Source organism: Mycobacterium mantenii, assembly GCF_010731775.1.
In the GTDB taxonomy this organism is placed as follows: domain Bacteria; phylum Actinomycetota; class Actinomycetes; order Mycobacteriales; family Mycobacteriaceae; genus Mycobacterium; species Mycobacterium mantenii.
Window position 1 is genome coordinate 2,468,281 of sequence record NZ_AP022590.1, and the last position, 25,055, is coordinate 2,493,335.

The 25,055-nt window shown below is 63.7% G+C and carries 23 protein-coding genes; 3 read left to right on the top strand and 20 right to left on the bottom strand.

Going from position 1 to position 25,055, the window contains the following annotated elements:
- Positions 1-15: 15 nt before the first annotated feature.
- From G6N50_RS11125 to G6N50_RS11160, 8 genes are all read right to left on the bottom strand, one after another.
- Positions 16-1,083 (bottom strand): NAD(P)H-dependent amine dehydrogenase family protein, encoded by a 1,068-nt coding sequence (locus G6N50_RS11125; protein WP_232068943.1) that lies wholly within the window; start codon positions 1,081-1,083, stop codon positions 16-18.
- Between the two features lie 182 nt (positions 1,084-1,265).
- The gene (locus G6N50_RS11130) at positions 1,266-3,068 is read right to left on the bottom strand and encodes a flavin-containing monooxygenase (protein ID WP_083095964.1); all 1,803 of its coding nucleotides are present in this window, start codon (positions 3,066-3,068) and stop codon (positions 1,266-1,268) included.
- Between the two features lie 96 nt (positions 3,069-3,164).
- Positions 3,165-4,724 carry a class I adenylate-forming enzyme family protein gene (locus G6N50_RS11135; RefSeq protein ID WP_158086077.1) on the bottom strand — a complete coding sequence of 520 codons (1,560 nt, stop codon included), beginning with the start codon at positions 4,722-4,724 and terminating at the stop codon, positions 3,165-3,167.
- A gap of 41 nt (positions 4,725-4,765) precedes the next feature.
- Entirely contained in the window at positions 4,766-5,899 is a 1,134-nt protein-coding gene (locus G6N50_RS11140; RefSeq protein ID WP_083095969.1) for an FAS1-like dehydratase domain-containing protein, read from the bottom strand.
- A gap of 7 nt (positions 5,900-5,906) precedes the next feature.
- Complete coding sequence (locus tag G6N50_RS11145) at positions 5,907-6,350, bottom strand: cupin domain-containing protein (RefSeq protein ID WP_083095971.1); 444 nt, start codon at positions 6,348-6,350, stop codon at positions 5,907-5,909.
- 34 nt (positions 6,351-6,384) lie between these two features.
- Positions 6,385-7,356 (bottom strand): dihydrodipicolinate synthase family protein, encoded by a 972-nt coding sequence (locus G6N50_RS11150; RefSeq protein ID WP_083095973.1) that lies wholly within the window; start codon positions 7,354-7,356, stop codon positions 6,385-6,387.
- On the bottom strand, positions 7,356-8,552 hold the full coding sequence (locus G6N50_RS11155; protein ID WP_083095975.1) for an FAD-dependent monooxygenase: 1,197 nt from the start codon (positions 8,550-8,552) through the stop codon (positions 7,356-7,358). Before G6N50_RS11155 ends, G6N50_RS11150 begins: the two co-directional genes overlap by 1 nt.
- Before the next feature lies 1 nt (position 8,553).
- Positions 8,554-9,723, bottom strand: a complete 1,170-nt coding sequence (locus tag G6N50_RS11160) for an FAD-dependent monooxygenase (RefSeq protein WP_158086079.1) — start codon at positions 9,721-9,723, stop codon at positions 8,554-8,556.
- 237 nt (positions 9,724-9,960) lie between these two features.
- Between G6N50_RS11160 and G6N50_RS11165 the strand changes: the two genes are divergently transcribed.
- The 3 genes from G6N50_RS11165 to G6N50_RS11175 all read left to right on the top strand — a co-directional run bounded on the left by G6N50_RS11165 (position 9,961) and on the right by G6N50_RS11175 (position 12,520).
- On the top strand, positions 9,961-10,608 hold the full coding sequence (locus G6N50_RS11165; RefSeq protein WP_158086080.1) for a TetR/AcrR family transcriptional regulator: 648 nt from the start codon (positions 9,961-9,963) through the stop codon (positions 10,606-10,608).
- Between the two features lie 145 nt (positions 10,609-10,753).
- The gene (locus G6N50_RS11170) at positions 10,754-11,662 is read left to right on the top strand and encodes a VOC family protein (protein WP_083095982.1); all 909 of its coding nucleotides are present in this window, start codon (positions 10,754-10,756) and stop codon (positions 11,660-11,662) included.
- Positions 11,663-11,872: 210 nt separating this feature from the next.
- Positions 11,873-12,520, top strand: a complete 648-nt coding sequence (locus G6N50_RS11175) for a GntR family transcriptional regulator (RefSeq protein ID WP_083095984.1) — start codon at positions 11,873-11,875, stop codon at positions 12,518-12,520.
- A 79-nt stretch (positions 12,521-12,599) separates the two neighbouring features.
- On the opposite strand, the gene G6N50_RS11180 is transcribed toward G6N50_RS11175, so the two are convergent.
- The 12 genes from G6N50_RS11180 to G6N50_RS11235 all read right to left on the bottom strand — a co-directional run bounded on the left by G6N50_RS11180 (position 12,600) and on the right by G6N50_RS11235 (position 25,055).
- A complete protein-coding gene (locus G6N50_RS11180; protein WP_142275600.1) occupies positions 12,600-13,793 on the bottom strand; it encodes a DUF445 domain-containing protein in 1,194 nt (397 codons plus the stop codon).
- Between the two features lie 38 nt (positions 13,794-13,831).
- Positions 13,832-14,458 (bottom strand): Abi-alpha family protein, encoded by a 627-nt coding sequence (locus tag G6N50_RS11185; protein WP_083095988.1) that lies wholly within the window; start codon positions 14,456-14,458, stop codon positions 13,832-13,834.
- A 333-nt stretch (positions 14,459-14,791) separates the two neighbouring features.
- Positions 14,792-15,973 (bottom strand): acyl-CoA dehydrogenase family protein, encoded by a 1,182-nt coding sequence (locus G6N50_RS11190; protein ID WP_083095991.1) that lies wholly within the window; start codon positions 15,971-15,973, stop codon positions 14,792-14,794.
- A gap of 20 nt (positions 15,974-15,993) precedes the next feature.
- Positions 15,994-17,241: an acetyl-CoA hydrolase/transferase family protein gene (locus G6N50_RS11195; RefSeq protein WP_083095993.1), complete on the bottom strand. Its 1,248-nt coding sequence runs from the start codon at positions 17,239-17,241 to the stop codon at positions 15,994-15,996.
- Positions 17,242-17,254: 13 nt separating this feature from the next.
- On the bottom strand, positions 17,255-18,457 hold the full coding sequence (locus G6N50_RS11200) for an alpha/beta hydrolase (protein WP_232068945.1): 1,203 nt from the start codon (positions 18,455-18,457) through the stop codon (positions 17,255-17,257).
- 35 nt (positions 18,458-18,492) lie between these two features.
- Positions 18,493-18,747, bottom strand: a complete 255-nt coding sequence (locus G6N50_RS11205; RefSeq protein ID WP_083095997.1) for a hypothetical protein — start codon at positions 18,745-18,747, stop codon at positions 18,493-18,495.
- Positions 18,740-19,324, bottom strand: a complete 585-nt coding sequence (locus G6N50_RS11210; protein WP_232068946.1) for a VOC family protein — start codon at positions 19,322-19,324, stop codon at positions 18,740-18,742. Before G6N50_RS11210 ends, G6N50_RS11205 begins: the two co-directional genes overlap by 8 nt.
- 2 nt (positions 19,325-19,326) lie before the next feature.
- Positions 19,327-20,982 (bottom strand): AMP-binding protein, encoded by a 1,656-nt coding sequence (locus G6N50_RS11215; RefSeq protein WP_232068984.1) that lies wholly within the window; start codon positions 20,980-20,982, stop codon positions 19,327-19,329.
- A 35-nt stretch (positions 20,983-21,017) separates the two neighbouring features.
- Positions 21,018-21,764, bottom strand: a complete 747-nt coding sequence (locus G6N50_RS11220) for an MBL fold metallo-hydrolase (RefSeq protein ID WP_158086081.1) — start codon at positions 21,762-21,764, stop codon at positions 21,018-21,020.
- A gap of 50 nt (positions 21,765-21,814) precedes the next feature.
- On the bottom strand, positions 21,815-22,588 hold the full coding sequence (locus G6N50_RS11225) for an SDR family NAD(P)-dependent oxidoreductase (protein ID WP_083096004.1): 774 nt from the start codon (positions 22,586-22,588) through the stop codon (positions 21,815-21,817).
- Positions 22,581-23,846 carry a cytochrome P450 gene (locus tag G6N50_RS11230; RefSeq protein ID WP_083096006.1) on the bottom strand — a complete coding sequence of 422 codons (1,266 nt, stop codon included), beginning with the start codon at positions 23,844-23,846 and terminating at the stop codon, positions 22,581-22,583. Before G6N50_RS11230 ends, G6N50_RS11225 begins: the two co-directional genes overlap by 8 nt.
- A gap of 51 nt (positions 23,847-23,897) precedes the next feature.
- The gene (locus G6N50_RS11235) at positions 23,898-25,055 is read right to left on the bottom strand and encodes an LLM class flavin-dependent oxidoreductase (RefSeq protein ID WP_083096008.1); all 1,158 of its coding nucleotides are present in this window, start codon (positions 25,053-25,055) and stop codon (positions 23,898-23,900) included.

The window sequence follows — 25,055 nt, forward strand, 5'->3', positions numbered from 1 at the left end:
GACCTCCTGTGGACCTCAGACGAATGAACACCGGGGTGTGGTGAGCGGCAGGTCGAGCGAGCTGACCAGGCCGGCAGGCGCGTCGCACACGAACGGGATGGCATTCACGATGCGCATGGTGGTCGCCACCAGGGTGTCGTCGCACGCCGTATCGGGCCGGCCGACCGTTAGTTCACACTTGAGGTCCGGATTGCCCTCGATCATCACCCGGTATACCCCGTCGCGATCCGCCGACGGCCATTCGGGCGCCAGATCGCCGGCCATGCGGTTAACGTGCTCGATCACGATGGCGTCCCGGCCGCCCACGACGGCAATGGTCTCGAAGCGAACCGCCCCTACCGTGCCGGCCTCGATCGTCCCGGCGGCGACCTCAAGCGTCCGGGGCGTCACGACTTTGTCGTAGGTCTCCCGAATCGCATCTATCTCCACTTCCAGGCGGTCGGCGATCATGCGTAGCAGCGGCCCCCAGGTGATCGTGTTTACCCCCGATGCGGAAGCGAGCGGCTTGTAGTCCATCGGCATCCCGAATCCCATGCCTTCGAACATGACGTACCTGACCGGATACGTGTCGTAGCGGAGCATTTCCTGCGCCCGCACCGAGCGGATTGTGTCGCTCATCGTCAAGAGGGTCAGCGGCAGATGGTCGCCGGCGAACCCGGGCTCGATCCCCGACACGTACAAGGTTGCGCCGCCGTGTTCGGCCGCAGCTTGCAACTGGGCCCGAAGGTCGGACCGGTAGCCGGGGGGATACACCAGTGCCGGAATAGAGACCGCGACAACATTGATGCCGCTCTCGAGGATGCGGACCAGTGTCGGAACCACTGCATCCCGGTTCGGGTCAGCTGCGGAGAAGCAGATACAGTCCGGCTCCAAAGCAAGCAGTTCGTCGATGTCGTTTGTCGCGGTGATACCGACCGGATCGATCCCGGCAAGGACACCGGCGTCCTGGCCCACCTTTTCGGGACTGTGAACCCACAAGCCGACCAGTTCAAGATCTGCCCGCCTGGATATCGTCCGAATGGCCAGCTTGCCGATGGTGCCTGTCGAGAATGCGGCTACCCGATGAATCACGCCGACCTCCAACGCCAGATGTGAACACCGAATTCTAAGTTAAATAACTTTGATTCACCAGCTTGCAAGTCGTTTTTCGGTCGACGCCGGTTTTCGAAAATTGGAGGTCTCCGCGAGCGCGCCGCCGACCTCACACTGAAGGCAGCACAGCAGGTCACAGCAGGTCACAGCCTGAGCAGTACAGGCTGCCGGCATCACAGTGCTTTGACGCTGCCGTCGGGCTGACGCACGAGGGTTGGCACCAGCCCTTCCATCTGCGCGATTACCTGCAGCGCCAAGATGTCGCTGGATTTGCGGGAATCGACAATTCCGCCGTTGATCACCCATAGGTGCGGTTGTGCAGTGGGCCGGCTCATCGTGCGGTATTCGCCGTCCTCGGCGACGCCGATGCAGCGGCCGACCTTCTGCGCCACCTCCGCGCCGAGTAGCGCCGCGATGTCCTCGGACAGGTCGTGGTAGCCAGTGCACAGAACGACCGCGTCGAACAACGCGACCCTGCCATCGGTCAGCAAGACCCCATCGCGCACGAATCGTTCGATGCGCTCGAAATCGAGCATCGCGATGTTGCCGTCGACGATCGCCTCCGACGCTCCGACGTTCAGGTAGTAGCCCCGGACCTCGCGGAAGAGCTTCATAGTCCAACCGGTCTCGTCATCGCCTATGGTGAGCTTCTGTCCGGCATTTCTGAGTCCCACGTGCAATTCCGCGTGCGACGCTTCGGTGGTCAGGGTGTATGCCTTAGCGCGCTTGAGCAAAAGAGGCAGGCTCATCGAGCTGCGGCGTTGGTCGGCCTCGTCCACCGGCACTGTGCCGTAATCGGCGCTGAACTTCACGACTTCGTCGATGTTGACGACGCAGGCCGGGCCGCGCTGGGCCATCGTCGGGAACGCACCTTTGTGGTAGAGATCGAGGCAGATGTCGTGACCAGTGGTGGACGTGCCGACGACCATCACCCTTTTGCCCTGAAACGCGTTGCCGCTCTTGAAAGCCGAGGAGTGCAAGACTTCACCCGCGAACTCATTCAACCCGGGCAGCTCCGGAATTTTCGGCTTGCCGCCGGCGCCGCCGACGGCCAGGACAAGGTGCTTGGGATGCATGACCCGCACCGAGCCGTCGGCTAGTCGCAGCGCCACTTCCCATACCCGGGCAGCCTCGTCGAACGACGCGTTCAGGGCTTCCGTGGATCCCCAGAAGTTGAGGTTCATCAGCGTGGCGTAGCAATCCAGCCAATCGGCCCAGCGGTCCTTCGGCAGGAACATCGGCCAGCCTTCCGGTAGCGGAATGTACGGCAGGTCGTTCATCCACGTCGGCGTGTGCAGGGCCAGAGACTCGTACCGATTGCGCCAGGTGTCGCCCGGCTTCCTATTCTTCTCGACGATGAGGTACGAGGCGCCCTTGCGTTCGAACCGTGCGCCGACGCTCAGACCGGAATGGCTTCCGCCGATGATCAGAACGTCGGGATCGCGCCGTGAGAAATCCGACTTCGCCGCGGCCCACTCGGCCCAGGTCTGGCCCGGATAAGCGGGATCGAACCCGAGCTTCGGATGCCGCGTCACGGGTTCCGGCGCGCAGTTGAGCTTGACCAAAGCGGTGGCAATCATCCAGGCCCGCAGGCCGAAGTCGGCCGATGTGTCCGGGGTGAGTCGGGCGAATCCCTTTCCGGTGCCGACGGCGGTGTCGAACGCGAAGAAGAGCTCGACAACCGGCTCTCCGAGAAATTCGGCGATTCTGGGGCCCGGGCGCTCGTCGTCGAGACGCAGGTTGCTGAATCCCGCCGATGCTGCGTGTTCAGACAGCGCCCGCCAAATAGCGTCCCGGCCCCAGAACTGGCAGGTGTCCCAGGTCAGGGAGACCATGTCGCGCCAGAAGGAGTCGGCAAGAAACAGTTCCTCGAAGGAACGCTGCACGCCGGTGCTCAGCACCTGTTCCAATGCGCCGATCCACGCTCGGGCATCATCCGCCAGCGCCACGTCCTCCCGCACGTCTGAAACCGACATCGCGCCTCTCCGTAAGCCCGTTGAACATATACGACGAAAATTCTACCTTGGTGTCGACGAGGGCACGACTGCGTGCCGGTAAATCAGGCGCTCGAATCAGCGCTGCGGTTGAGTGGCGCCCAGGCGTTCGGGCCACGCGGCGATCAGCTCGCGCTTGAGGACCTTCCCGACGTCGTTCGTCGGCAGTTCCGAACGAATCCACCACCGAGCCGGAACGGCGAAGTGGGCCAGGTTGTCTCGGGCCCATCGATCGAGCTCTTCGACGGACGGCGCCGCATCGTCAGCGAGAATGATCGCCGCAGCGACGATTTCACCGAGATCGGGGTCGGGCAGCCCGACGACAGCCGCCTCAGCGATGGCGGGGTGCCCGGCCAGCGCGGCTTCGACGGCGCTCGCCGAGACATTTTCCCCGCCGCGGATAATGATCTCCTTCGACCGGCCGGTGATGTAGACGTAGCCGTCCCCGTCGACCCTGCCGATGTCACCCGTGCTAATCCAGCCGTCGGCGCTGATCGTCGGGTCGCCTGGCAGGCCCCAGTAGCCGTCCATACCCGCGGGAGACCGCACCAGCAGCTCGCCGGTGCCGTCGCCACCGGGATCGGCTACACGCGCCTCGACAACAGGAGCTAGCCGACCCGAGCAGCCTGGGTGCGACTCCATATCGGCCCCGACGCCGGTGCTGACGACACCCCCTGCCTCGGTCAGCCCGTAGGTCTGGCCCAGCCGTCGCCGAGTATTCGGCATGGCGGTAGCGATACGGTCGAGCAACTCAGGGCTCACCGGCGAGCCGCCGAGCACGACCGTGCGTAGCGAGGACACGTCGCGGCACGCCAGATCGGGGTGGCCCAGCGTGCGCTCCATCATGGTCGGGACGCCGGAAAACATTGTCACGGATTCAGATTCGACCAGACGCAGGAATGCCGCGGCGTCGAATTTCCCCTCCAGGAAGACAACTTTGCTGCCGGTCATCAACGGCACCAACAACAGCTGGATAGCGCCGATGTGAAACAGCGGCAGCCCGACCAGCGTCACGCTCGGCTCGATGTCATCAGGAATCTGGTTGGGAAGCTTGCGCGAAACCACCAGCAGGGTCTGTAGGTTCGCGATCAAAGCGCGGTGGGACAGAACTGCGCCCTTGGGGTAGCCGGTAGTGCCCGCGGTGAAGAGGACCATTGCCGGCGCGTTCTCGTCGGTGACCTCGGGTAGCTCCAGTCCCGAATCGGCGGGCCCTGACAGGATGTCGGCGAAGTCGGCGACTGGCACCGTCGCCGGCAGCTTCGGCGCGCAGCGGTCGTCGGCCACCACCAGGGCTGGCGAGATCAAGTCGCAGGCCTGGCGTGCATCGTCGGCCGACCACCAGCCGTTGAGTGGGGCAGCGACGGCACCGATGGTCACGGCGCCGTGAAACACCGCGACCCAGTCGGGACTGTTGGCCGCGAAGAGGCCGACCCGGTCGCCTGGGCGCACGCCAAGCCGCCACAGCCCACGGGCTGCCCGTTGCACAGCGCCTTGGTGATCGCGGAACGTGACCCGACGGTCGCCCTGGATCAGGTACTCACGGTGGAACCATCGTTGCGACTCCGCCAGCACCGCACCGAGCGAGGAAACACGGTCGGCGTAAAGCAGACACGGGTGCCCGCTGACCTCGCCCGTCACGACGCGATCGCTCCATGAGCCAAGCGGCAATTTCGATAAACCTATTCGCCCTTGCACGGTAGTGTGGCCACCGCGGTGCCGACGGCTGTCTGCTCTCCGCGTTGGTTTGTGGCCACCACAGCGACCTCGACGAAGTGCCCGTCGTCGTCCACCCACTTACGGGTCACGGTCCCGCCGCATGTCGTCAAGTCACCGATGATGTTGTGCCGTCGAACCTGCACGTTGAGCCGGTTGAGGAATCCGTCGTCACCGATCCAGTCGGTCATCAGATGACCGAGCCACGAAATCCGTTCCGGCCCATAGTCGTAAGCCGCTGGTACCCCGACCGCACGCGCCAGTTCGTTGTCCCAGTGCACGCGCTCGGGCGGCTCAGGAACCCCGAGGTCGTTGGGAATGCCCAATGCCGGGTGACTGCGGAACATTTCGAACGCCGGCCCGTGCGCCTTCACGTACAGGCTGCCCCACCCCTGGGTGAAACACACGAAGCTAGTGACCGTGCTGGGCCCTTTGAGCATTGTTGGCAACGTCTCGCCTTCGCTCACGTCTTCCCAGTATCGGGTGACCCCGCCACGGCGCCGGTGTTGCGCATAATGCCGATCGATTTCGGCGATTTCTTCCGGCGTCCACACCTTCGGCTTGACCGCTTCCCGGGTGGCGCGCTCGCGCGCGACGTCACGTTGGGTGCGAATACACCACGAGTCGGCCTCGCAGAGCAGCTTGCCGTCCTGGTTGACAAAGCTGACCCGGTAGGTCTGCTTGACCGAGCGCCCGGAAAAGGTGCTCTGCATTTCGATCAGGTCCCTCAGGACTGGCTTCGCCTCGATTCGGTCGCCGAGGCGGATCGGCGCGTACCACTGCCAATCCGTGCCGGCGAACATCGCATGGATGCCGGGAAGGCCGCTGACATACCCGCTGACCACCCGGTCAAAGGCGTAGAGAAATGTGCCCGGTGCTGTGACACCACGCCAACGAGTTTTATGTGCGTAGTCCGGGTCGAGCCAGAGCGGGTTGTCGTCGCCAATACCGAGGGCCCAGTGCCGGATCGAGTCTGCGGTGGCCTCGGTGACGTGCGGGGCCGGCCGCTCGAACTGCTGGCCGATGCGCGATCGCAGGGCGTTGAGAGCATCTTCAGTGATCAGCGGGAACCGCTGCTGCGGCTCTACAGCTTGCGCCATGCCCGACTCACTTGCCCGGTCGCTCGACGCGGATTTTCTCGTACGGCCCCGGGCTGGTGACCGCGACGTAGGACGCGCGCTTGTCACTGATGTTGCGGATTCCGTGCGCGACCTTGGCCGGGACCATGATCGCGTCGCCGGCCCGGGTGATGACGGGTTGCTCATCGCCGAGCGTGTACTCGCACTCACCCTCGATGATGATGTGTATGTGCTCCGTGCTCGGGTGCATGTGGTAATCGTTCTCCTGCCCCGGCTCCAGGTTCCACACCACCACGCCGATCTGGCCGGCGGCATACCCGAGGACAACCGTGGGCTTTTCCTGGTCGAACTGCTGCAGTTCGGAGAGCTTGAAGACCATGCTCGGCAGGTTCTCGGGGTTGATCTTGCCGAGGAAGTCGAAGACGACGTTCTCGTCATCGGGCAGCTTCGGCATGTCGGGCGGTGCGGTCACGGTTTGACTCCCAGTCGTTGTTGTCGTGGTTGTTTCAGCTCGCGCCGGACGAATACTTCTTCACCAGCTCGGCCCAGCGGCGGCCGCACTCGCGGGCACCGGCGGCATACTCCTCCGGAACATCGTTGTAGGGCGGACGAATCGGGCCCGCCTTGCAGTACCCGGACTCGTTGAATCGGATCTTTTCGAGCTGGAGGTTGAATTGCGAGAACACCTCGAAGTCACCGTTCGGGATGAATGTCTCGTTCGCCCAGAAAATGTCCTTGGCGATGTCCCCGGCCCGGTCCAGGTCCTTCGCCTCGATCGCCTGCATCAGCGCCACACACGGCTGCGGCCCCATGCTGGCGGCGGTGGCCCACAGCGCGGTCAAAGCATCCGGTGCCTGCTGCGCGAAACCCAGCGCCATCATGTCGATCGGCAAAAAGTTGATCTTGCCGTTCACCGCTGCCAGACAGTCGAGATATGAGACCGGGCTGGCGAATTTCGCGCTGGTGACCGTCGGCGCAGCTTCCGCGACCCGGCCCCAGAACGACGGCGGGAAGCCGAAGCGGAACGCGTACTGGTTGGCGTAGACCATGATCGCGGTGTCGGGGAACGCCTGGGAGATCGAGGCGTAAAACTTGACCGCCTGTGTCTCAGTGCACGCCTGCCACATCGGCAGCCCCAGCATTGTGCCGTCGGCGCCACGGTCAGTCAGGAACCGCATCCGACGTACGGTGTCGTGTGTACCGAGGGTCGTGGCACCGACGAAGGCGGGCACCCTCTTGTTGACGGTGGACAAGAAGCAATCGGTGAAGGCCTGGAACTCAGCCTCGGTCAGGGTGGCACACTCGCCCGTAGTCCCCAGCGCCAGCAGTCCGGCGCAGCCATCTTGGATCATTTGATCGGTCAGGCGCGCGGTTTCGTCGAGATCGACGGTGTCGGTCGCGTCCCATCGGTCCGCACCCCGCTTGGCGGGAGTCGCCAAGATCCCGTAAACGCCTTTGTAGTCTTGGGCTGTCAGCATTACTGCCTCTCCTCGATCGGTGCGTGATTGACGGATTCTTCCTTCGTCGCAAGGGGAACGGTGCCCGGGTCATAATCGGGCGGGCCGCCTGTGTTGCGGAACGGCAGGGCTTCTTCATCGGCAAACGCCATCAGCTCTTCGGCTTTCTGACGGGAGATGATCTGTACGGCGTTGGCGCGGAACTTCCGAGTGGCCTCGTAGCGGGCAAAGGCCTCCTCGACGCCGTCGGCCGCCTCGAAGCAGCGGCCGATCACCGTGCCGTCCTCGATGGCCATGTTCCCGCCCTGACCCAAGAAGGGCAGTAGCGGGTGCGCGGCATCGCCGAGCAGCGACACCCTCCCGAGCGTCCACTGGTCGAGGGTCGGCCGGTCGCGCAACGCCCACTTGAAAAGGTTCTCCTCCGGGATGGCGTTGATGACCTCGTGAACGACGCCGCAGTAGTCGTGGTACAGCCCGAGCAGCGAAGCCCGTTCGGCGGGGATCGACCAGCCTTCCTCCTCCCAACCGGGCTGGCGGGCGTGGGCCACCACGTTCATGAACTCGGTCCCGCGCACAAAATAGAGCAGGAACATCTGATCGGGGCCGACGTAGAAGCTGCCGTTCTCGTTCGCCACACTTTCGGTCACAAGCGCCGCCGGGATCAGCCCCCGGTAGGACACCATGCCGGTGTAGACGACCGGCTCGGGTCCGAACATCGCCGGCCGCACCACCGAGGCCACCCCGTCGCAACCGACGAGGCCGTCCACGGTTGCCGAATTACCGTTGGCGAACGTAATCGTCACGGAATCGTCGTCCTGGCTGAAATCGGCGAACTCGCAACCAAGGTGCAGGCATTCGGGATCGTTGGCGAGCATCGCATCCATCAGAACTCCGTGTAGGTCGGCCCGATGGAGCGCGTAGGCAAGCTCTTGCCCGGGGACGTCGCGTGCCTCCTGAACCGTAGCCCCAGATGCATAGTGCTTCATATGGAAGAAGCCGCATGGCCGCTTTCCGGCCTTTGCCCTGACTCGGTCGCCGAGGTCCAGGAAGTCCAGCGCCCGCATCGAAGGGCCCGCCACGACCATGCCAGCGCCCACCTCGCGAATCTCGGGGGCGCGCTCGAACACCGAGACCCGCATGCCGATTCGCTGTAACGACACGGCAGTAGTCACGCCGCCGATGCCGGCGCCGATGATTCCGATGTGGCCTCCGTGCATGTCAGCTCAGCCGTCCGCCGAAGCCGGCCATGTACTGTCGCACCCACTCCGGGTCCGATGCCGCCTTGCTATAGAACTCGACTGCCCGCTCGTAGGGCTCCCGGCCCGGGCCGGCGATCTGCGAGCCCATATGAGCCACCTGCATGGTGGCGGTGTTGATCGGTCGCCGGATGTGCTCGTACTCTCTGAACGCGTCGGTGAAAGCCTGCTCGGAGGCACCCGAGTCCAGCAAAACGGGACCGAGCAGCTCGGCCAATTTGGCCGAATCCTGAATGGCGATGTTAAGCCCCTGGCCACCCACCGGATGGATGGTGTGCACGGCGTCGCCCGTCAGCGCGGCCCGCGGGCCTGTATAGGTTCGCGCGTGCTGACGCTTGACGCGGTAGACGTGCGAGCCGCCGCGCTTGTTAATTTTGAGCTCACCTAGCCCAGGATCGCGCCGCTCGAGCTGCCTGCCGAGCTCGGCCTCACTCAATGCCATCCATTCTCTGGCTTCGTCGCGGCGCACCGTGAGCACGACCCGATGACGTCCGACCGGGGTGGTCGGCAGCATCCACACCGTCCCCTCAGGATGCAGCAGAGTCCACACGTGATCGGTCTCCAGCCAGGACGGAGTTGGGCTGTGCAACACCACAATCCAGTTGTCGTAGGCGTGCACATCCTCGAGGGGGATTCCGAGCACCTGGCGAGTAAAGGACTCTGCGCCGTCTGCGCCGACAACCAACCGGGCGCTGGTGGCCCCATCGTCGGTGCCCAGGAGCCAGCCGCCGCGGCGCGAATCGTCGCCATGCTCCAGTGCCCGCACCCGATCCCTCTGAACCACCGTGCCGGCCGACTCGGCTGCTTCGAGAAAGACCGCCTCCATCTCGGCGTGGTTGAGCAGCCAGGCCTCGCGGACCTCGGAAGATGCGGAGAAGCTACCGGCCGAATCCACGATCTTGCTGCCGCGCCACCTTGCGGCACCCCGGGCCTCGAGCAGATCGAGGATGCCAAGCTGCCGCACGATCTGCACAGTCGGCTCGTGCAGGATGTCGCCCCGGTTCGGATCACGGGCGAGATCGCGACGTTCGAACAGTCGCACCGAACATCCCTCCCGGGAAAATGCAAGAGCTGCGGCGGCACCCGCCAAACCTCCGCCGATGACGGCGACATCGCATTCGTGGTCGTGCACGACCATCCTTCCCTGGGCCGTTCACGCTGCGCCCCGCACTTGCAATCGCGAACTAGATCTCGTAAATAATATACAATCATCGTCACTCTCGGCAACCCTGTGATGGCGGCCTTCGCCGTACACATGCGCCGCGCGCCCCAGGGATCCACCGCTCAACCGCGATAGGCTTACACTCCTGTCAAGTGGCGTCGGAAAGGGCGCGAGATGGCGAAACCGCGAGGCGTGAGCTTCGGGAAGATGGAACAGGCGATCCTGGACACCGCCGGGGATCTGTTCGACCGCAAAGGCTTCAACCAAACCAGCCTGCAGGACATCGCGGACGCGCTCGGGATGGCACGCCCTTCCCTTTACCACTACTTCAACAATCGGGAACAGATACTGGCCGCCGGTATCGACCAGTTGATCAAGCAGCGCGACCTGATGACCAAGGAATTGCGCGATCTTGATGGCGACCCGGTCGAGCGCCTCACCGCGCTCATGCTCGGCCTTGGCACCCTGATCAGTGAGCACCCTGTCTGGGTGCGCATCGCATTGCGCGACGAAGCGGCGCTCCCCGAGGACACCCGCATCCGCGAACGTGACTCCCGCTTGATGTTCTTCGAATTGCTGGTCCAGACGCTGAAGGAAGGCGCCCCACTCGGCCATCTTCGCGCGCACGACGAGCGCGCTACGGCATTGACCATCGTTTCTGCGCTCAGCGGACTCCAAGGCCACTACACGGCCACCGCCGACATGTCACCCGAAGGCGCCACCCGATTGACCGTCGACGTCATCCTGCACGGGATCCTGGATCCAACACGCCGGCCTGGCAGCCCGATCGAGCGCGGACTGCAACTGATTCGGGAGGGTACCGAGCTGATACGACGGGCCGGGCCGACAGCTTGAGCCGGCCCTAGCGGGTAGTACCAAACCTTCCGCAAGCGTCGATAATATACTGTAGTTCCACTCAGAAGTCGGCTCGCAGGAGGTCGCTGAAGCCCGACATTAGCGACGGGGCAATTTCGTGAGTTCAACGGAAGGAAAAGGCAGCGTGCATAAAGTCGATGAGCTGGCGTACGTAGGCATCAACGCGAACGATCTCGACGTGTGGTCGAAGTATGCCCAGGAGGTGCTCGGGCACGAGGTCGCCCCTGACAGCGACAACAGCAACCTCTACTTACGCATGGACGAGCGCCACCACCGGTTCATCGTCCACCCGGCGGATAACGAACCCGAAGATGTCTCCTACGTCGGGTGGCAGGTGCGCAATGCCGACGTGATGGACGCCATTGCCGGCCGGTTGGACGCCGCGGGAGTCAACGTCATCGAAGGCAAGCCACAGGAAGCGGCGGTGCGGCGCGTGCTCGGCTTCGTGCATTTCACTGACCCGCACTCCGGAGTGCGCATGGAATTAGCGTACGGACCCGAGGTGACTTTCCAGCCGTCGTACCGTCCGTCGCGGCCGATCTCGGGGTTCGTCACCGGCGCGCAGGGCCTCGGCCACTTCGTCACCTACGTGCCCGACGTGTTGGCCGCCGAGAAGTTCTATAGCGACACAATGGGTTTCGCTACCTCGGATGCACCCAGCATCCCGGGCGTCGGCCAGCTCGCGTCGTTCATGTACTGCAACTCGCGGCACCACTCGCTGGCGTTCTTCGGAAATCCGCAGCCCCGACGCCGCACCTACCACGTGATGCTCGAACACACGAGCATCGACGACGTCGGTTCGGCGTTCGACATCTGCCAGTCGCACGGCAATGTGAAGGTTCAACTCGGTCGGCACAACAACGACCGGATGTTCTCGTTCTACGCCGAGAACCCCTCCGGGTGGCTGTTCGAACTTGGTTGGGGTGCCCGAACTATCGACCCTGAGACCTTCTCCGTCGAGCATTTCAGTATCGGTGTGGGAAACGGCATGGGCGAGTGGGGCCACGCCGGTCTGCCAGAATCGGTCTTTTGATCGCGGCAGCCGTCACCGGGCAGGCCGCGAGGCTTAAGATATGATATATCCGATTACCCAAGTAGGTTAGCCCAGTTGACTTTGTAGTACTCCTCCCGGAAGGCGTCGCAGTTGCCCGATACAGATGGTGACGCTCCAAGCGTGAAACCAGGGCTGGTTTCGGCCGACGCCACCAGCGGCGATCGTCCGAGCCACCAGAGCCTTAAAGAGATGGCAGCCGAGTACATTCGCGCCGGCGTCGTGTCTTGGCGGCTTGGACCGGGCGCCAAAGTGGATCAGGACCAGATCGCCGATGCTCTCGGCATTAGCCGGCTGCCGATCCGAGAGGCGTTGATCGAACTCACCGCGAAGGGGTTCGTCGAGTCGATCCCCCGGCGCGGCGCATTCGTTGTCAAGCTCACTGAGCAGGACATCGAGGACCACTTCGAGGTGATAGGCCTTCTGTTCGGACTCACCGCGCGACGGGCGGCCAATCAGATCAGCGAAGCGCAGTTGCGTGAGCTGCAGGAACTGCACTATCAGTGCACTACGACGCAAGACCCGTCGAAGCGGCTGGCGCTGAGCTTCGACTTCTACCGCCGGATCAACCGCATCGGAACGTCTGACCGGTTGCTCCTGACGCTTCGGTTCTTGGCGCTGGCGCTGCCGAACGACTTCTACTTCAACACCCCTCGGTGGCCCGCGACGGAGACGGTGTACCGCGAGCGTGTCCTCGCGGCGATCGAAAGCCACGACGAGGAAGCGGCGGCCAAAGCGACCGAGGAGCACCTGCACATGGCCGCCAAGGTGACCATCGAGGACCTTCGCGCGCGAGGCTATTGGTCGGACTCGAGCAAAGTGACGGAAGCCGCCAGCTGACTTAATCGGTCGGTCTGTCACCTGGACGAGAGCTGCAAGCCGATTTGGGTGCAAGTCCAGCGGTTGCAGCGCCACGCCGCTACTTAGCAAGCAGGAGAATCATCTGCGACTGCAGTTCGCCGAACAAGAATCCGAGCGCTGCACCGACCACGACGATGATCCACTCGTCATCTTTGAACGCCGGCCTCAGCAGGTTCTCAAAAGACTGCGCGTCCAACAGGCTCATCTTCTCGATCATGGTCTTCTCCAGGTCGAGCCGGTCTGCAGCGTACTGCTCTATATAGGCAGAAGTCTGGGGCAGCCGCTCGACGATCGAGTCAGCGACCTGTTGCTTCATCTGCTGGTACTGTCGGCCGCCGACGGCATTGATGATGCGGACACCGAAACCCAGTTGCTTGTCGATGGTGCGGCTTATCTCGTTCTGGATGACGTCGAAGAATTTGTCCGACATCGGACCCGTGAGCAAGCTTTCCATGATGGCCTTGGGCGTGAAGATCTCCCTGGCCAACAGCGCAGAATAGCCCCGAATGACCTCATCACGGGTGGCCTGGAACACGCCCTGCCACTTGATGCCGGGCAAGACGGTGCGCCGTTTCAGCGGTCTGAAGATCATCTGCAGCGCGACATAGTCGGTGAGCCCGCCAGTCAGCAGACCGAATAACGGCAGCGCGAAATGCCAGCCGGTAATGCCGAACACGACCATTTGGACGACGCCGATAAAGAGACCGAACCACAGCCCCGCCCTGACCAAAAACTTGAAGGCGTTTCGCCCGATGTCCTGGAAGAGGTTGTTCAGGGTCTTCTTGTCGCGGACGAGGTTGGTGACCACCATGTGCTTGATGTCGAAGATCTGGTCGACCTGGCCGCGGAATTCCTCGAACATGTCACGCGCGGCGGGCGGGATCCGGCCTTCCACACTGGCGACGATCAAGTCCTTCACCTGGTCGGGGGTCGCCCGCCAAAGCTCTGCCTGAAACGACATCATCATGGTGTCGACGAGTTCCGTGGCAGCGGCGCGCAGTGGTTCACCGAGCTCGGCAACGAGTTCGTCGGGATCGATTCGATCGAACAACTCCTCGGGCTGGAGAATGTCCGCGGTGAGCGAATCCACAGCAACGCCGGCCATTTTCGGCGCGCGCCTCGGGATCTGGCCCTGCCAGCCGAGGTAGGGCTTGATCCCTTTGAACTCGACCGGGTAAAACATCATTTTCAGGGCGAGAATCTTCGTCGCCCAGCCCACCAGCGCGCCGCCGAGCGGAATCGAGATATACACCCACAATGGGTAGGAAAACGCGTGCTCCAACAAGTTCCTCACGTGATCGCCTCCCACAGTTCCTGCCCGAGATCGGTCATACGGACCGTCCGGCGGATCACCCGGGCCGCCCGTATACCTCGCCTTGCAAGGCCCAAGGCGGCACGTACCGTCGGGTCGGTGAGCAGCATCTCGTAGTCGTCGTAGAGTTCCGGAGCCTCGGGGCCGATTTGCGCTAAACCGAGGCCGAGCATGCGGGTGAGATAAAGCGGTGTGTAACGGTTTAGCGAGACGCCGGCCGAGCGCCCGATGGTCGACGCGTTCTGCAGGACGAATGCCGGGTTGTTGCCGGCTCCGGGTTCGGCGATGTGAACGACGGGATAGGCAGACCCGTCGGACAACGCCGCGAGAATGCGCGCCTCATCGGGGACGAGCGCGCTGAGCAGATCCATGTAGAGCAGATCGCGGCTATCGTCGGGTCTGGTGTACATCGAGCGATCCAACAACGCTCGCAGCAGCTCAGTGGGTGTACGCGGCCGGTCGTCCGCAGGTTGCTGAGCCGCCGGCGCCAGGTCGAGGGAGTCGAGGTGTTCGCGCATCGTACGAACGAGAGCGCGTTCGGTGTTGGCAAGTAGCGGCAGCAGCTCGTTGCCCAGCGGCACCTCTTGCACGGTGTTGCCGACCAAACGCAATCCGTCCGCAACCCACCTCCCCAGGCTTATCACGCCGGTGTCCTTTGCTGTCCGGCCGCGCGGCAAAGTTCGGAGCAAAAGGCAGCATTGCCAGCAATCACGCTGAAACCCTATTCATTCGCGTCGCACAGAACGGGGCAAATCGGGCAACGGGGTGGTTACCCGGACGCTGCGGCAACTTTTCTGTGACTTCACGGTATGTGGCGGGAGCGCATGAACCGATATTCAGCAGATGCTTGGCGAGTTCGCCCATGATGGGGTCATCTGCACGCCGATGGCGTAGCCGCGCGCAGAATGATGCCAGTCGCGGCTTCGAAGGACCCGGTGTCAATCCCGTACACCATAGGACCGAGGCAGGCCGAGGACGTGCTCGGCGATGTAGTTCAAGATCATTTCTTGCGGCACCGGGGCGATCCTCATCAGGCGCGCCTCCCGCCAGTACCGGGCGACGTCGTATTCGTGGGCGTAACCGAACCCCCCATGTGTCTGCACGGCTTGGTCGGCCGCGGCGTAGGCGGCGTCGGCTGCAAGCCATTTCGCCATGTTCGCCTGCTCGCCGCAGTGCATCCCATTGTCGTAGCGCCACGCGGCTTCCCGCACGACCAGCTCCGCAGCATGCAGGCGCGCGTACGCCTCCGCTAAGGGAAACGCTATCCCCTGGTTCGAACCGATCGGCGCCCCGTAGACCACACGCTCGTTCGCATACTCGACGGCACGACGGATTGCAGCTCGGCCGATGCCAATTGCTTCGGCTGCCACCAGAATTCGCTCCGGATTCAGCCCATGCAGTAAGTACTTGAAGCCCTGCCCCTCCTCGCCGACGCGGTCATGCACAGGAACGATGTGATCGTCGAAGGTCACCTCGCACGACACGACGGCGTTGCGCCCGACCTTGGGGATCGGTTTGATCCGCACCTCCGGGGCTTCGAGGTCAGCCAACAGCAGGGTGAGGCCATCAGTGCGCTTCTTGACGTCTTCGAGCGGAGTAGTCCGGACCAGCAGCAGCGTCTTCTGGCAGTACAGGGCCTTGCTCATCCAAACCTTTTGTCCGCGCACGATGTAGTTATCGCCATCGCGAATGGCCCGGGTGCGGATCTTGGTGGTATCGGTGCCGGCGTCGGGCTCGGTTACGCCGAACGCGACATGCAAATCGCCTGCGGCGACGGCGGGCAGATACTTCTTGCGCATCTGCTCGCTCCCGAAGCGCACGACCGGGTTCATACCGAAGATGGACAGGTGAATAGCGCTGCACCCGTTCATTGCAGCACCGGACGCAGCCACCTCTTCGAGCACGATCGAGGCTTCGGCGATTCCGCAACCGCCTCCGCCGTACTCCTCGGGTATGGCAATACCCACCCAGCCGCCTTCGGCGAGAGCTTTGTAGAACTCCCATGGGAACTCGTGCCGCTCGTCGAGGTCACGCCAGTAGGCATCCGGGAAGTCGCCGCAGACGAGCCGAACGCCTTCCCGAATGTCGTTGTGGATCTCAGATTCTCGAAAGTCAGTCATTCTCCACCACGTCTCCTACTTCATGTCACCACTGCCTGGCCAAGTGCATCACCGAGCATTTGTCTGTATTGCGGCGCGGCGACGTCGATGAGCGCCTCGGCCCGCTGCCGGATCGTCTTACCCTCCAATTGCGCGACCCCGTGTTCGGTGACCACGACGTCGACCATCCCGCGCGGAATGGTCACGCTCGCTTCGAGGTTCGGCACGATTCGCGAGCGCTGTCCGTCCAGAGCCGTCGACGGAAGAGCGATGATCCGCAAACCCGTCAGGGAGTGGGTGGCAGCTTCGACGAAGTCGATCGCACCCCCGATTCCCGCGATTTGGCGTCCGGCCACGACTTCGCTGTTGACCTGTCCGGACAGATCGATTTCGACCGCGGTGTTCACCGACACCAACCGTTCGTGGCGGGCCAGTCGCTGCGGCGAATGCGCCACGCTGGACGGGTAGATACCCACCGCCGGGTTCTCGTGGGCAAAGCGCATCAGCCGTTGTGTCCCAACGAGATCCGGCGATTCGATTGCCTGACCTCGGCCGCATGGCTGATCGAGCAGACCGCGCTCGGAGAGGTCGACCATGGCGTCGGTGCCCATGCCGACGAACCGCAACCTGTCGACACCCTCTTCCCCCAGCGCAGCGACGAGCGCTTCGGTGACACCGCCGATGCCGAGCTGCAGCACCGGGCGCTCTGGCAGCAGGCTCAGCACGTGCCGGGCGATGGCGCGGTTGACGGCGTCAGGTTCGGGCGAGCCATACGACGGAGTTGGCGTGGTGGACGGCACCATGACATCCAGAGCCGAGAGATGCACCCTGGATTGGCCGAAGGTGCGCGGAAGTGCCTCGTCGACTTCGGCGATGCACAGTTTGGCCGTCTTGATCGCTGTGTGGGCAAAACCAGCGGAGGGTCCGACGCTGCACCAGCCGTCGGCGTCGGGTGGTGTGACCCGCACCAGCGCGGCGTCGAGATCCCATGTTGCGATGCACTTTTCGAGTTGCGAGGCCCGCACCGGCAGGTAGTCGATCAGGCCGTTCTCGACCAGCCCGCGGCCAGCGGCCGCGACGTGCCATGTCATAAGGCGAAGGTCTCCCGAGCCGGCTGCCTCGTACACGCCGCCGTCGTCGAGCAGCAATCCGGTGCACAGCGACCAGCCGCTCCCGGAGCTGCGCTCCGCAACGCCCCGCAACAGCGACGTCGGTCCGCCGCAGCACACACCGGCAATGATGCGCCCGCCCTTCGGGATCCGGCCGAGCGCGTCAGCTAGCGAGGTCAATGTCGGTGGCCGCTCAAGCGGCCGGGAGACGGTCGCGCAGCCACTCCACGATCGCCTCCCCGGACAGGGCTCCGCCCGGCGGCCCGTCGGGGCTCGGCGATCCGCCGAAATGGGTGCCGACGATGCGTTCGTGGGTCTTGTCAGACGCTCCGATCGCGGCGAACATCTCACCGGCCACCGACGGGAAGGTGGCCTGGTCGCCGGTGTATTCGATGAACAAGCTCGGGATCTGTACCTCGGGCGCGCAGGCGACGAACCCGGCATTAGAGGACAATCCCGACCAGGTGGACAGCCACGCATCGGCGGTGGTGAGCCTGCCGAAGCCGGTGATACCGAAGTTGATGATGTCCGGGCGGCGGCCATGGATCGATCCGTACGGCCGATCCGAGGGGTCCTGCGACAGGTCAAGTGTGCGCGGATCGGCGTCGGTGCGGTACACGGTGATCACCTTGGACATGGTGCTTGCCCTGCGATCGACGGCGCGCTTGCTCGACTTGAACCGTTCCTTGGCGGCCATGCGCTCTTCGATCAGGTATCGGGCGTGGGCGTCGATCCGCGCCACCCGGGCCCGCTGCGCAGCGCGGTAGTGGGTCAAGAACTCGGGCGTATATTCGGAGCTGTTCGGCGGCTCGCGAAAACCGTTGGCCTCATCGAAGATATCCAACTCCGGCACCGTCGACAGCGGATCGGTTTCGTCGGCGACGGCACCGTCGATGCAAGACAGCAGCAGCTCACCCTGCCCAGGATGCGGGGCGAGGAAGATGACGGCATCCGGGACGGGAATCGTCGCCTCGTGCAGTGCGATCGGCTTGCCGCCCGGCGTCACCGTGATGCGGTTCTCGGGTGTCCGGCTCGCCTGCTGCACGTAGAAGGCATACAGCGCAGCCCCGCCCGACGGGCCGCAGGCCACGACATGGTCGAAGCCGCGGTCACGCAGCTGGACGAAACCGGCCGCGGCGTCGAGGACGGCCTCTTCGTGGATCAGGGTGAGGTCGTTGTTGACGGTTCGAGAACCCTGCGCCCACACCGCGAAGCCGGCTTTGAGCAGGATCGGAATCAAGTGGTGGCGCGCCAGATCCTGCCGGGGGTGCATCAAAGTAACGACCGTGGTGGCGCCCGTTACGGTGTAGAGGACACCGGGCGCGGACGCGTCGTCGGCGGTCTTGACGGTGGTAACCGTCGCCGTCACACCGTCGGGCATCGGTCCGGGTTCCATTCGCGGCCGGTAGCCCAGCCGCTTGGCCGGCGCGCTCACGAGCCGCTGTCGGCGACGATGCGCAGCGCGTCCTTATCGAACTGCACGACGCGGGCATGGTCGAGGGCACCTAAGCAGCTGTACCAGACCGCATGGCGAGCACCAGTGCTGCGCCGGTCGATCGTGATCGCATCGGGGAACCGCAATTCCACGTAGGTGCCGACATGCCGGATCTCAAGGGCGCTGTCACCGACCGCGTTTTTCCAAATCGGCTCGGTTTCAGGGATGTCCGCGAAAAAGACGCTAGACATTGCTAACCCCCAACCTTTCGGCAATGAGCTCGGCCTTGCGCTCCCACACCTTGGTCAGCGACGGCTCCGGGCCTTGCGTCACATCGACGAGGGCCTGGATGCTCAGCTCCGTGTCGATTGTGTCGGCTTCTTGCATGGGCCGCAGCGGCCGGGAGATCTCGATCGCGTAGCCGTTGGGATCCCACACATAGATTGACTCGATCAATTCGTGCATGATGCGGAACCGCAACTCATAGCCGCCATCTTCGATGCGCTTCTGGTAATGGTCGAGCTCTTCGAGTGTGTCGACCGCCAACGCGAGATGGCGGGCCCGGTTGATCCGGTCCGGTACATTCAGGTCACGGTACTCCGGAGTATCGAAGTAGTAGAAAAACGCGATCGTGCCGCCGAAACCGATCTCGAAGAAAAAGTGGGCGAAGTCCGGGTGCGGATCATTGCCCCACCCCGGCGCCAGAATGCAGTGTTTGAGTGGGAAACCGAGCACGTCGCGGTAGAAGTGAACGGTCTCTGCCATCTTCCAGGTCGGATAGGCGACGTGGTCCACGCCCCGCATGCCGCCCGCGAGTTTCGTTGTCACGGTCAATTCCTCACTTTCGTTGGTCCGCTTCCGGATTCGATCCAGCTGCGTAGAACATCCTTTTGCACCTTGCCCACTCCGGTCTTGGGCAGCTCGTCGACGAGCACTACGCGTTCCGGCCACTTGAACTTGGCAACGCCGCGCTTATCAAGATGCTCGACGAGCCGCTTGCGTAGTTCTTCGGGATCGACCCCGGGAACCTCGGCCACCACGGCGACGCAGATCCGCTCGCCGAGCGCAGGATCCGGCATGCCGATCGCCGCCACCTCCCGCACCTCGGGATGGTCGTGCAGGAGGAGCTCGAGTTCCGGAGCCATGACCTTCTCACCGCCCCGGCTGATCTGGTCCTTGAGCCGGCCGTCTACCACATAGCAACGCCGGCCGGCGATCGTCTCCACATGCCCGAGATCGCCGCTGCGATAGAAGCCGTCCGACGTGAAGGCGGTGGCGGAGTGCTCTTCGGACAGATACGAACGGATCACGCTCGGCCCGCGGAAGGTCAACTCCCCCACCACACCATCGGAAACAGGTTCTGCGCTGTCGGGATCGCGCACCACCACCTCATCGTGGGCGCCGATTGTCGAACCAGCGGTATGACGCCGGATCTCGGGTGGATCGTCCGGCCGTGCAGACAGGTGCACCCCCTCCCCCGCGCCGAAGCTGCCGATCGCGGTCGCCCCCAGCATCTTCTCGGCCTGCGCCGACATCTCCGGCCGGACGAACACCCACATGAAATGTTGGATCGAACTGAAATCACAATCAACCCGGGCGCTGTATTCCATCAACGGCCGAAACGCCGCCATGTTGAAGTGCATCCAGGTCACCCGATAGCGTTCGATGAGACTGACCAGCAGCTCGGCATCAACAGAACGACCCAAGACTACTGTGCCACCGACAAAATGCGTCGGCACGAGCACCGTGCCCAAGCCCGCGTGATGCATTACCGGCAAGAAGTGCAGAGTGACGGTGTCCTCGTTCCAACCGAAGTTGCGCGACCAGCGGGCCGCGATCGACAGATACGCGGCATGGCTGTGCGGGATCACCTTCGGCACGCCCGTGGTGCCACCCGAAAGCTGAAACAACGCAACGTCTTCCGGCGAAACTTGGCGCTGGATCTCACCCACCACGGCACGGGCACGGTCAAGATCGACGCCGTCGGTGAGTTCGTCCAGCGACCATATTCCCGGCGAGGACTCGCCCCGCGTCACGACACGCACGACGATATCTGCGCACCGATCCGCCAGTTCTGAGCTCAGACCCGCCAGGTCGTACGCGCGGTAGTCCGCCTGAAAAATATGGGCACGCGCCCCGGTCGCCATCGCGATATGGCTAACCTCATGCAGCCGGTGATTCGGGATGCTGCACACCGGCACCAACCCGGCCTTGAGCACGCCGTAGAAGGCGACCACCGCTTCCAGCTCGTTGCCCATCTGGAAGATGACCGGGTCGCCGGGCTGCAGCCCGGCGTCCACCAGGCCCAGCGCCAACGCATCCGACCACCGGTCGAGCTCGGCGTACGTCAGCGAACCATCGACGGTCGCCACCGCCCGCGCAGTCGGTCGGCGCTCGGCATGGCCTCGAAGAACCTCGACGATCGTCTGATCGCCCCACTCTCCGGCCTCCCGATAACGATCGGCCTCGGCACCGTAGGCGCGCATCACACGCTCAACGTCGGTCCGCAGTTTCGTCGCCGTCACGTAAAAACCCACCTCCGTTGCCGTTTTCCCGCCAAAAGTCGTCCGAATTGCAGGCCGCTGAAATGCGCGGCGCCGATCGCGACGTCTTTGCCCTCGTACTCGCGGGCCAGCGCAGTCGCAGTGCGACGGGCAAGCACCGGATCCACATCACCGATCGTCTCCCACTCCTCCTCGACCAGCTCCGCCGGACAATGCACGACGTCGCCCAGCAGTACGCAACGCTCGTCGCCATCCGACAGCACGACGATCGATGACCCCGGCGTATGCCCCGGCGTGGTAACGACATCCAGGCCGGGCGCCAACGTCGTGTCTGAAGCCCAGCACTGCATCACCGGGGCCATCACCGCCAGCTTCTCCGGCGCCCCCATGACGCCGCCGTTCGTGAAGTAGTCCCAATCCGCCTGGTGGCAGCGGTAGGTCGCGTTCGGGAACACGAGCCGATCCCCGACCGCGCCCCATCCGACGTGGTCGAGGTGTAAGTGGGTGAAGACGACGTCGGTGATCTCGTCCGGCGTCGTCCCCGACGCTGTCAGGTTGTCCAGCATCGTTCCGCCGGGCATTGTCGCGTTCTTGCCGACACGGTCCTCCGGGCCGACACCCGCGTCGATCAGGATCACCCGGTCACCGGAGCGCACCACGTAGCCGCCCAATGTCAGGCGCAGGAAGCCCTCGTCATCGAGCAGCGCGGCATGTCGCGACCAGTCGACGACCGACGTGGTCCCGTACGCCTTCGTCGGCTTCAAGTGCACAACACTGTCAACGACAGGGGTGACGGAAATCTGTCCGATAGTGATCATGAGGGCATCAGGTACCCGCCGTTCACGACGATGGTCTGCCCGGTGACGTAAGCCGCTTCATCACTGAGCAGAAACCGGATGACCTTGGCCACGTCCCGAGGCGTGCCAATGCGCCCAAGGGGCGTGCGACTGGCATACGCTTCGCGGTATTCGGCAGCTACGCCCGCAGCGATCGGCGCATCGATCAACCCGGGCGCTACCGAGTTCACCCGGATGCCAAGCGGACCCCACTCGATGGCCAGCGTCTTGGTAAGGGAAACGACCGCACCCTTGGATGCGGTGTACTGAGCGGCGTTGGGCCGCCCGCTGAACGCAACCGCCGACGAGACCGTGACGATCGATCCGCCGGACCCCGCGTCAATCAAGGCGCGGCCGAAGGCCTGCGCGCACAGGAACGAGCCCTTGAGGTTCACCCGGAGCACTTCGTCGAAGTCATCCTCGGTGAGCTCCAGCGCCGGCACCGAGCGTTCTATCCCCGCCGACGTCACGAGCCCGTCAATTCGACCGAACGTGGAAAGCGTTGCACTGAACAGGTTCTGCACCGAGGCGGCATCGGAGACTTCAGTCTCATGGATTCCTACCGGGGTATCGAAGCGCTTCAGTTCTACGTGGGCAGCGTCCAGCGCGACGCGGTTGCGGTCGGCGAGCATGACGGCCGCGCCAGCCTCGGCCGCCGCCTGCGCAGCCGCCAGGCCGATGCCCGACGCGCCACCGGTGATAACGATGGTGGCGCCGTCGAGGGCTCTCGCTGTCCGGGACATCTCAGCCATCCCACTCGACCTCGAGCCCCAGCGGCATCCGGACAGTGACGTTGCGGGCGTATCCGCTCGGAGCACCGGTCGCCAGCCGGATCGAAGGGATTCGCGCGCTAAGTATCTCGAAAGAGATACGGGCCTCTGATCGCGCCAGGTTCGCGCCGAGGCAGTAATGAGCGCCACGGCCGAAAGCTAGGTTCGGCTTGTCGCGTTTCTTCGTGATATCGAACCGCTCTGAATCGTCGAACATGGCTTCGTCGTGGTTGGCGGAGCCGTTGACGATCGCGATACGCGCTCCGCGCGGAATCGGCACGCCACCGACCTCGACGTCGCGTGTGCTGCGCCGCCACAACTGCTTGATCGGCCCGTCGAAACGCAGCGACTCCTCGGCGACTGCTGCCGCCAGTCCCCGGTCCGCGCAGAGCATCTCCCACTGCTCCCGGTTCGACAACAGGTGGTAGAGCCCCATCGTCAACACCGTCGTCGTCGTCTCGTGCCCGGCGTTGACCAGCCCCATGACCTGGCCAACGAGGACAACGTCGTCGAGCACGTCGCCCTCGGCGGTAGGCGCCAGCATCGCCGAGATGAGGTCGTCTTGGGGGTCAGCCCGCTTCTGGTCGATGAGATTTGCAACGTATCGCTGAAACTCGACGTATCCGCGAGCCGCGCGGACGTGTTCGTCGAGCGACATGTCGCCGAATTGCAACGCGAGCTTGAAAGTGGCCCACTCGTGCAGCTGCTCGGAGTCCTCCACCGGGATGCCGAGCAATCGGCAGATGATCCGCAGCGGCAACGGGTATGCGAACGCCTCGACGAAGTCGGCGCTGGTCCCAGCTACTTGCATATGATCAATGAAATTGTTTGCAGCCGTGCCGATTTCCGTCTCAAGTTGCGTTATCCGCTTCGGCGTGAACCTGGCCGATAATGAACGGCGGATCTTGTCGTGCTCGGGCGGGTCGAGCATGATCATCGCACCCAGCTTCGACGGGTCGAAGCCGCAAGCGAGGATCTCAGTCACCGCCAGCGGAGCCGGCTTCAACGGCTTGAGGATGTCACTACTCGAAAACGCCTGCGGATCATTGACGATCGCGCAGATGTCGTCGTAGCGCGTCACCACGTAGGCGCCGAGCGCCGGCGCGAAAAAGACCGGAGTCTCGCGCCGCGCCACGGCCCAGGCCGAAAACGGGTCGACGAGCTGATCGTCGGCCGCCGGCTGGTAGCCGTCGACGACCGGGCAACCTTTCCCGGGCGACTCGGTGCTGATGCCTGTCACATGGTCCCCCTCTCGGGGTAGTCGTGGTCTCGTCCCGTTGCGCCCCTGCCGCTACATGTCTCGCTTGCTCTTGTGGTCGCGCAGCTTCGGGATGATGTCCGTGGCGATGCGGCGGATGTTATTGCGGGTCAACTCGTCGCTGAGAGCACCGAGATGCACGTACATCACGATGTGCTCGAAGCCCAGCATGTCGTGGGCCTCCTCGAGCATGCCCAGCACCGTCTCCGGGCTGCCGGCGATGGCCGTGTAGTTTGACTTCAACGTATCGAAGTCCGTTTTCTTGTCCAGGTCGCCGCGCAAGCTCAATACCCGCTCCAGAGTTTTTTCCTCCATGTAGTTCGGCGGAAATAGCCGGTGCATCGGGTTCGGGAACAAGTTGTTGAAGTACAGGTCTGCGTTGGGCCAGAACTCGTCCTCGGCCTGCGCGTCACTGTCGGCGACGTAAACCGCCGGAGCCCAACCGAGCCGACTCGAAGGGTTCGGCACGCCGAACTTCTCCGACGCGTCGCGGTATTCCTCAAAGATCTTCACCACGCTCTTGATTGGCGAGAAGACCTGCACGTAGGTGTAGGCACGCTCGGCGGCCCAGGCCACCGTCTCGCCGCTACCCGTCGACGGCGCCCAGACCTCCGGGTGCGGGCGCTGGAAAGGGCGCGGCCAGGTGTTCACGTAGCGGTAGTTGAAGAATTCGCCCTCGAACGAAAACGGGCCGGGTTCGGACCAGGCTTTCACGATGACGTCGTGCGCTTCCCGGAATCGGTCGCGGGACTCGGCCGGATTGACGCCGAAACTGTGGTATTCCGCACCGATGCCCCGGACGAACCCGCTGACGATCCGCCCGCCGCTGATCACGTCGAGCATCGCCAGCTCCTCGGCGAGGCGCAGCGGATTCTGCCGGAGCGGCAAGGCGTTTCCGAGGATGCCGACCTTCGTCGGCATCCCCATCGTGCGCTGCACCAGCATCGCCGCGAGGATGTTGGGTGAAGGCATCAACCCATATGACGTCTGGTGGTGCTCATTTACGCAGACGCCGTCGAAGCCCAGTTCGGCTGCGTAGACCAGCTGATCCAGGTAGGTCGAGTAGAGCTCGTGCCCCTTGACCGGATCGTAGTTGCTGTTTGGATAAGTCACCCAGTCCGACTGGTACTTGTCCTTGAAGCCCTCCTCTAAGTACGGGTAGGGCATGAAGTGGAATGCGTGAAATTTCAT

What these genes read in the sequence shown, in the direction of transcription:
- G6N50_RS11155 (WP_083095975.1), bottom strand. Translation starts at nt 8,552, where the DNA reads ATGCACGGAGGCCACATCGGAATCATCGGCGCCGGCATCGGCGGCGTG.
- G6N50_RS11205 (WP_083095997.1), bottom strand. Translation starts at nt 18,747, where the DNA reads ATGTCTAGCGTCTTTTTCGCGGACATCCCTGAAACCGAGCCGATTTGG.
- G6N50_RS11200 (WP_232068945.1), bottom strand. Translation starts at nt 18,457, where the DNA reads ATGGAACCCGGACCGATGCCCGACGGTGTGACGGCGACGGTTACCACC.
- G6N50_RS11150 (WP_083095973.1), bottom strand. Translation starts at nt 7,356, where the DNA reads ATGCTGACAGCCCAAGACTACAAAGGCGTTTACGGGATCTTGGCGACT.
- G6N50_RS11235 (WP_083096008.1), bottom strand. Translation starts at nt 25,055, where the DNA reads ATGAAATTTCACGCATTCCACTTCATGCCCTACCCGTACTTAGAGGAG.
- G6N50_RS11140 (WP_083095969.1), bottom strand. Translation starts at nt 5,899, where the DNA reads ATGGCGCAAGCTGTAGAGCCGCAGCAGCGGTTCCCGCTGATCACTGAA.
- G6N50_RS11190 (WP_083095991.1), bottom strand. Translation starts at nt 15,973, where the DNA reads ATGACTGACTTTCGAGAATCTGAGATCCACAACGACATTCGGGAAGGC.
- G6N50_RS11215 (WP_232068984.1), bottom strand. Translation starts at nt 20,982, where the DNA reads ATGCGCGCCTACGGTGCCGAGGCCGATCGTTATCGGGAGGCCGGAGAG.
- G6N50_RS11175 (WP_083095984.1), top strand. Translation starts at nt 11,873, where the DNA reads ATGGCAGCCGAGTACATTCGCGCCGGCGTCGTGTCTTGGCGGCTTGGA.
- G6N50_RS11130 (WP_083095964.1), bottom strand. Translation starts at nt 3,068, where the DNA reads ATGTCGGTTTCAGACGTGCGGGAGGACGTGGCGCTGGCGGATGATGCC.
- G6N50_RS11165 (WP_158086080.1), top strand. Translation starts at nt 9,961, where the DNA reads ATGGAACAGGCGATCCTGGACACCGCCGGGGATCTGTTCGACCGCAAA.
- G6N50_RS11225 (WP_083096004.1), bottom strand. Translation starts at nt 22,588, where the DNA reads ATGGCTGAGATGTCCCGGACAGCGAGAGCCCTCGACGGCGCCACCATC.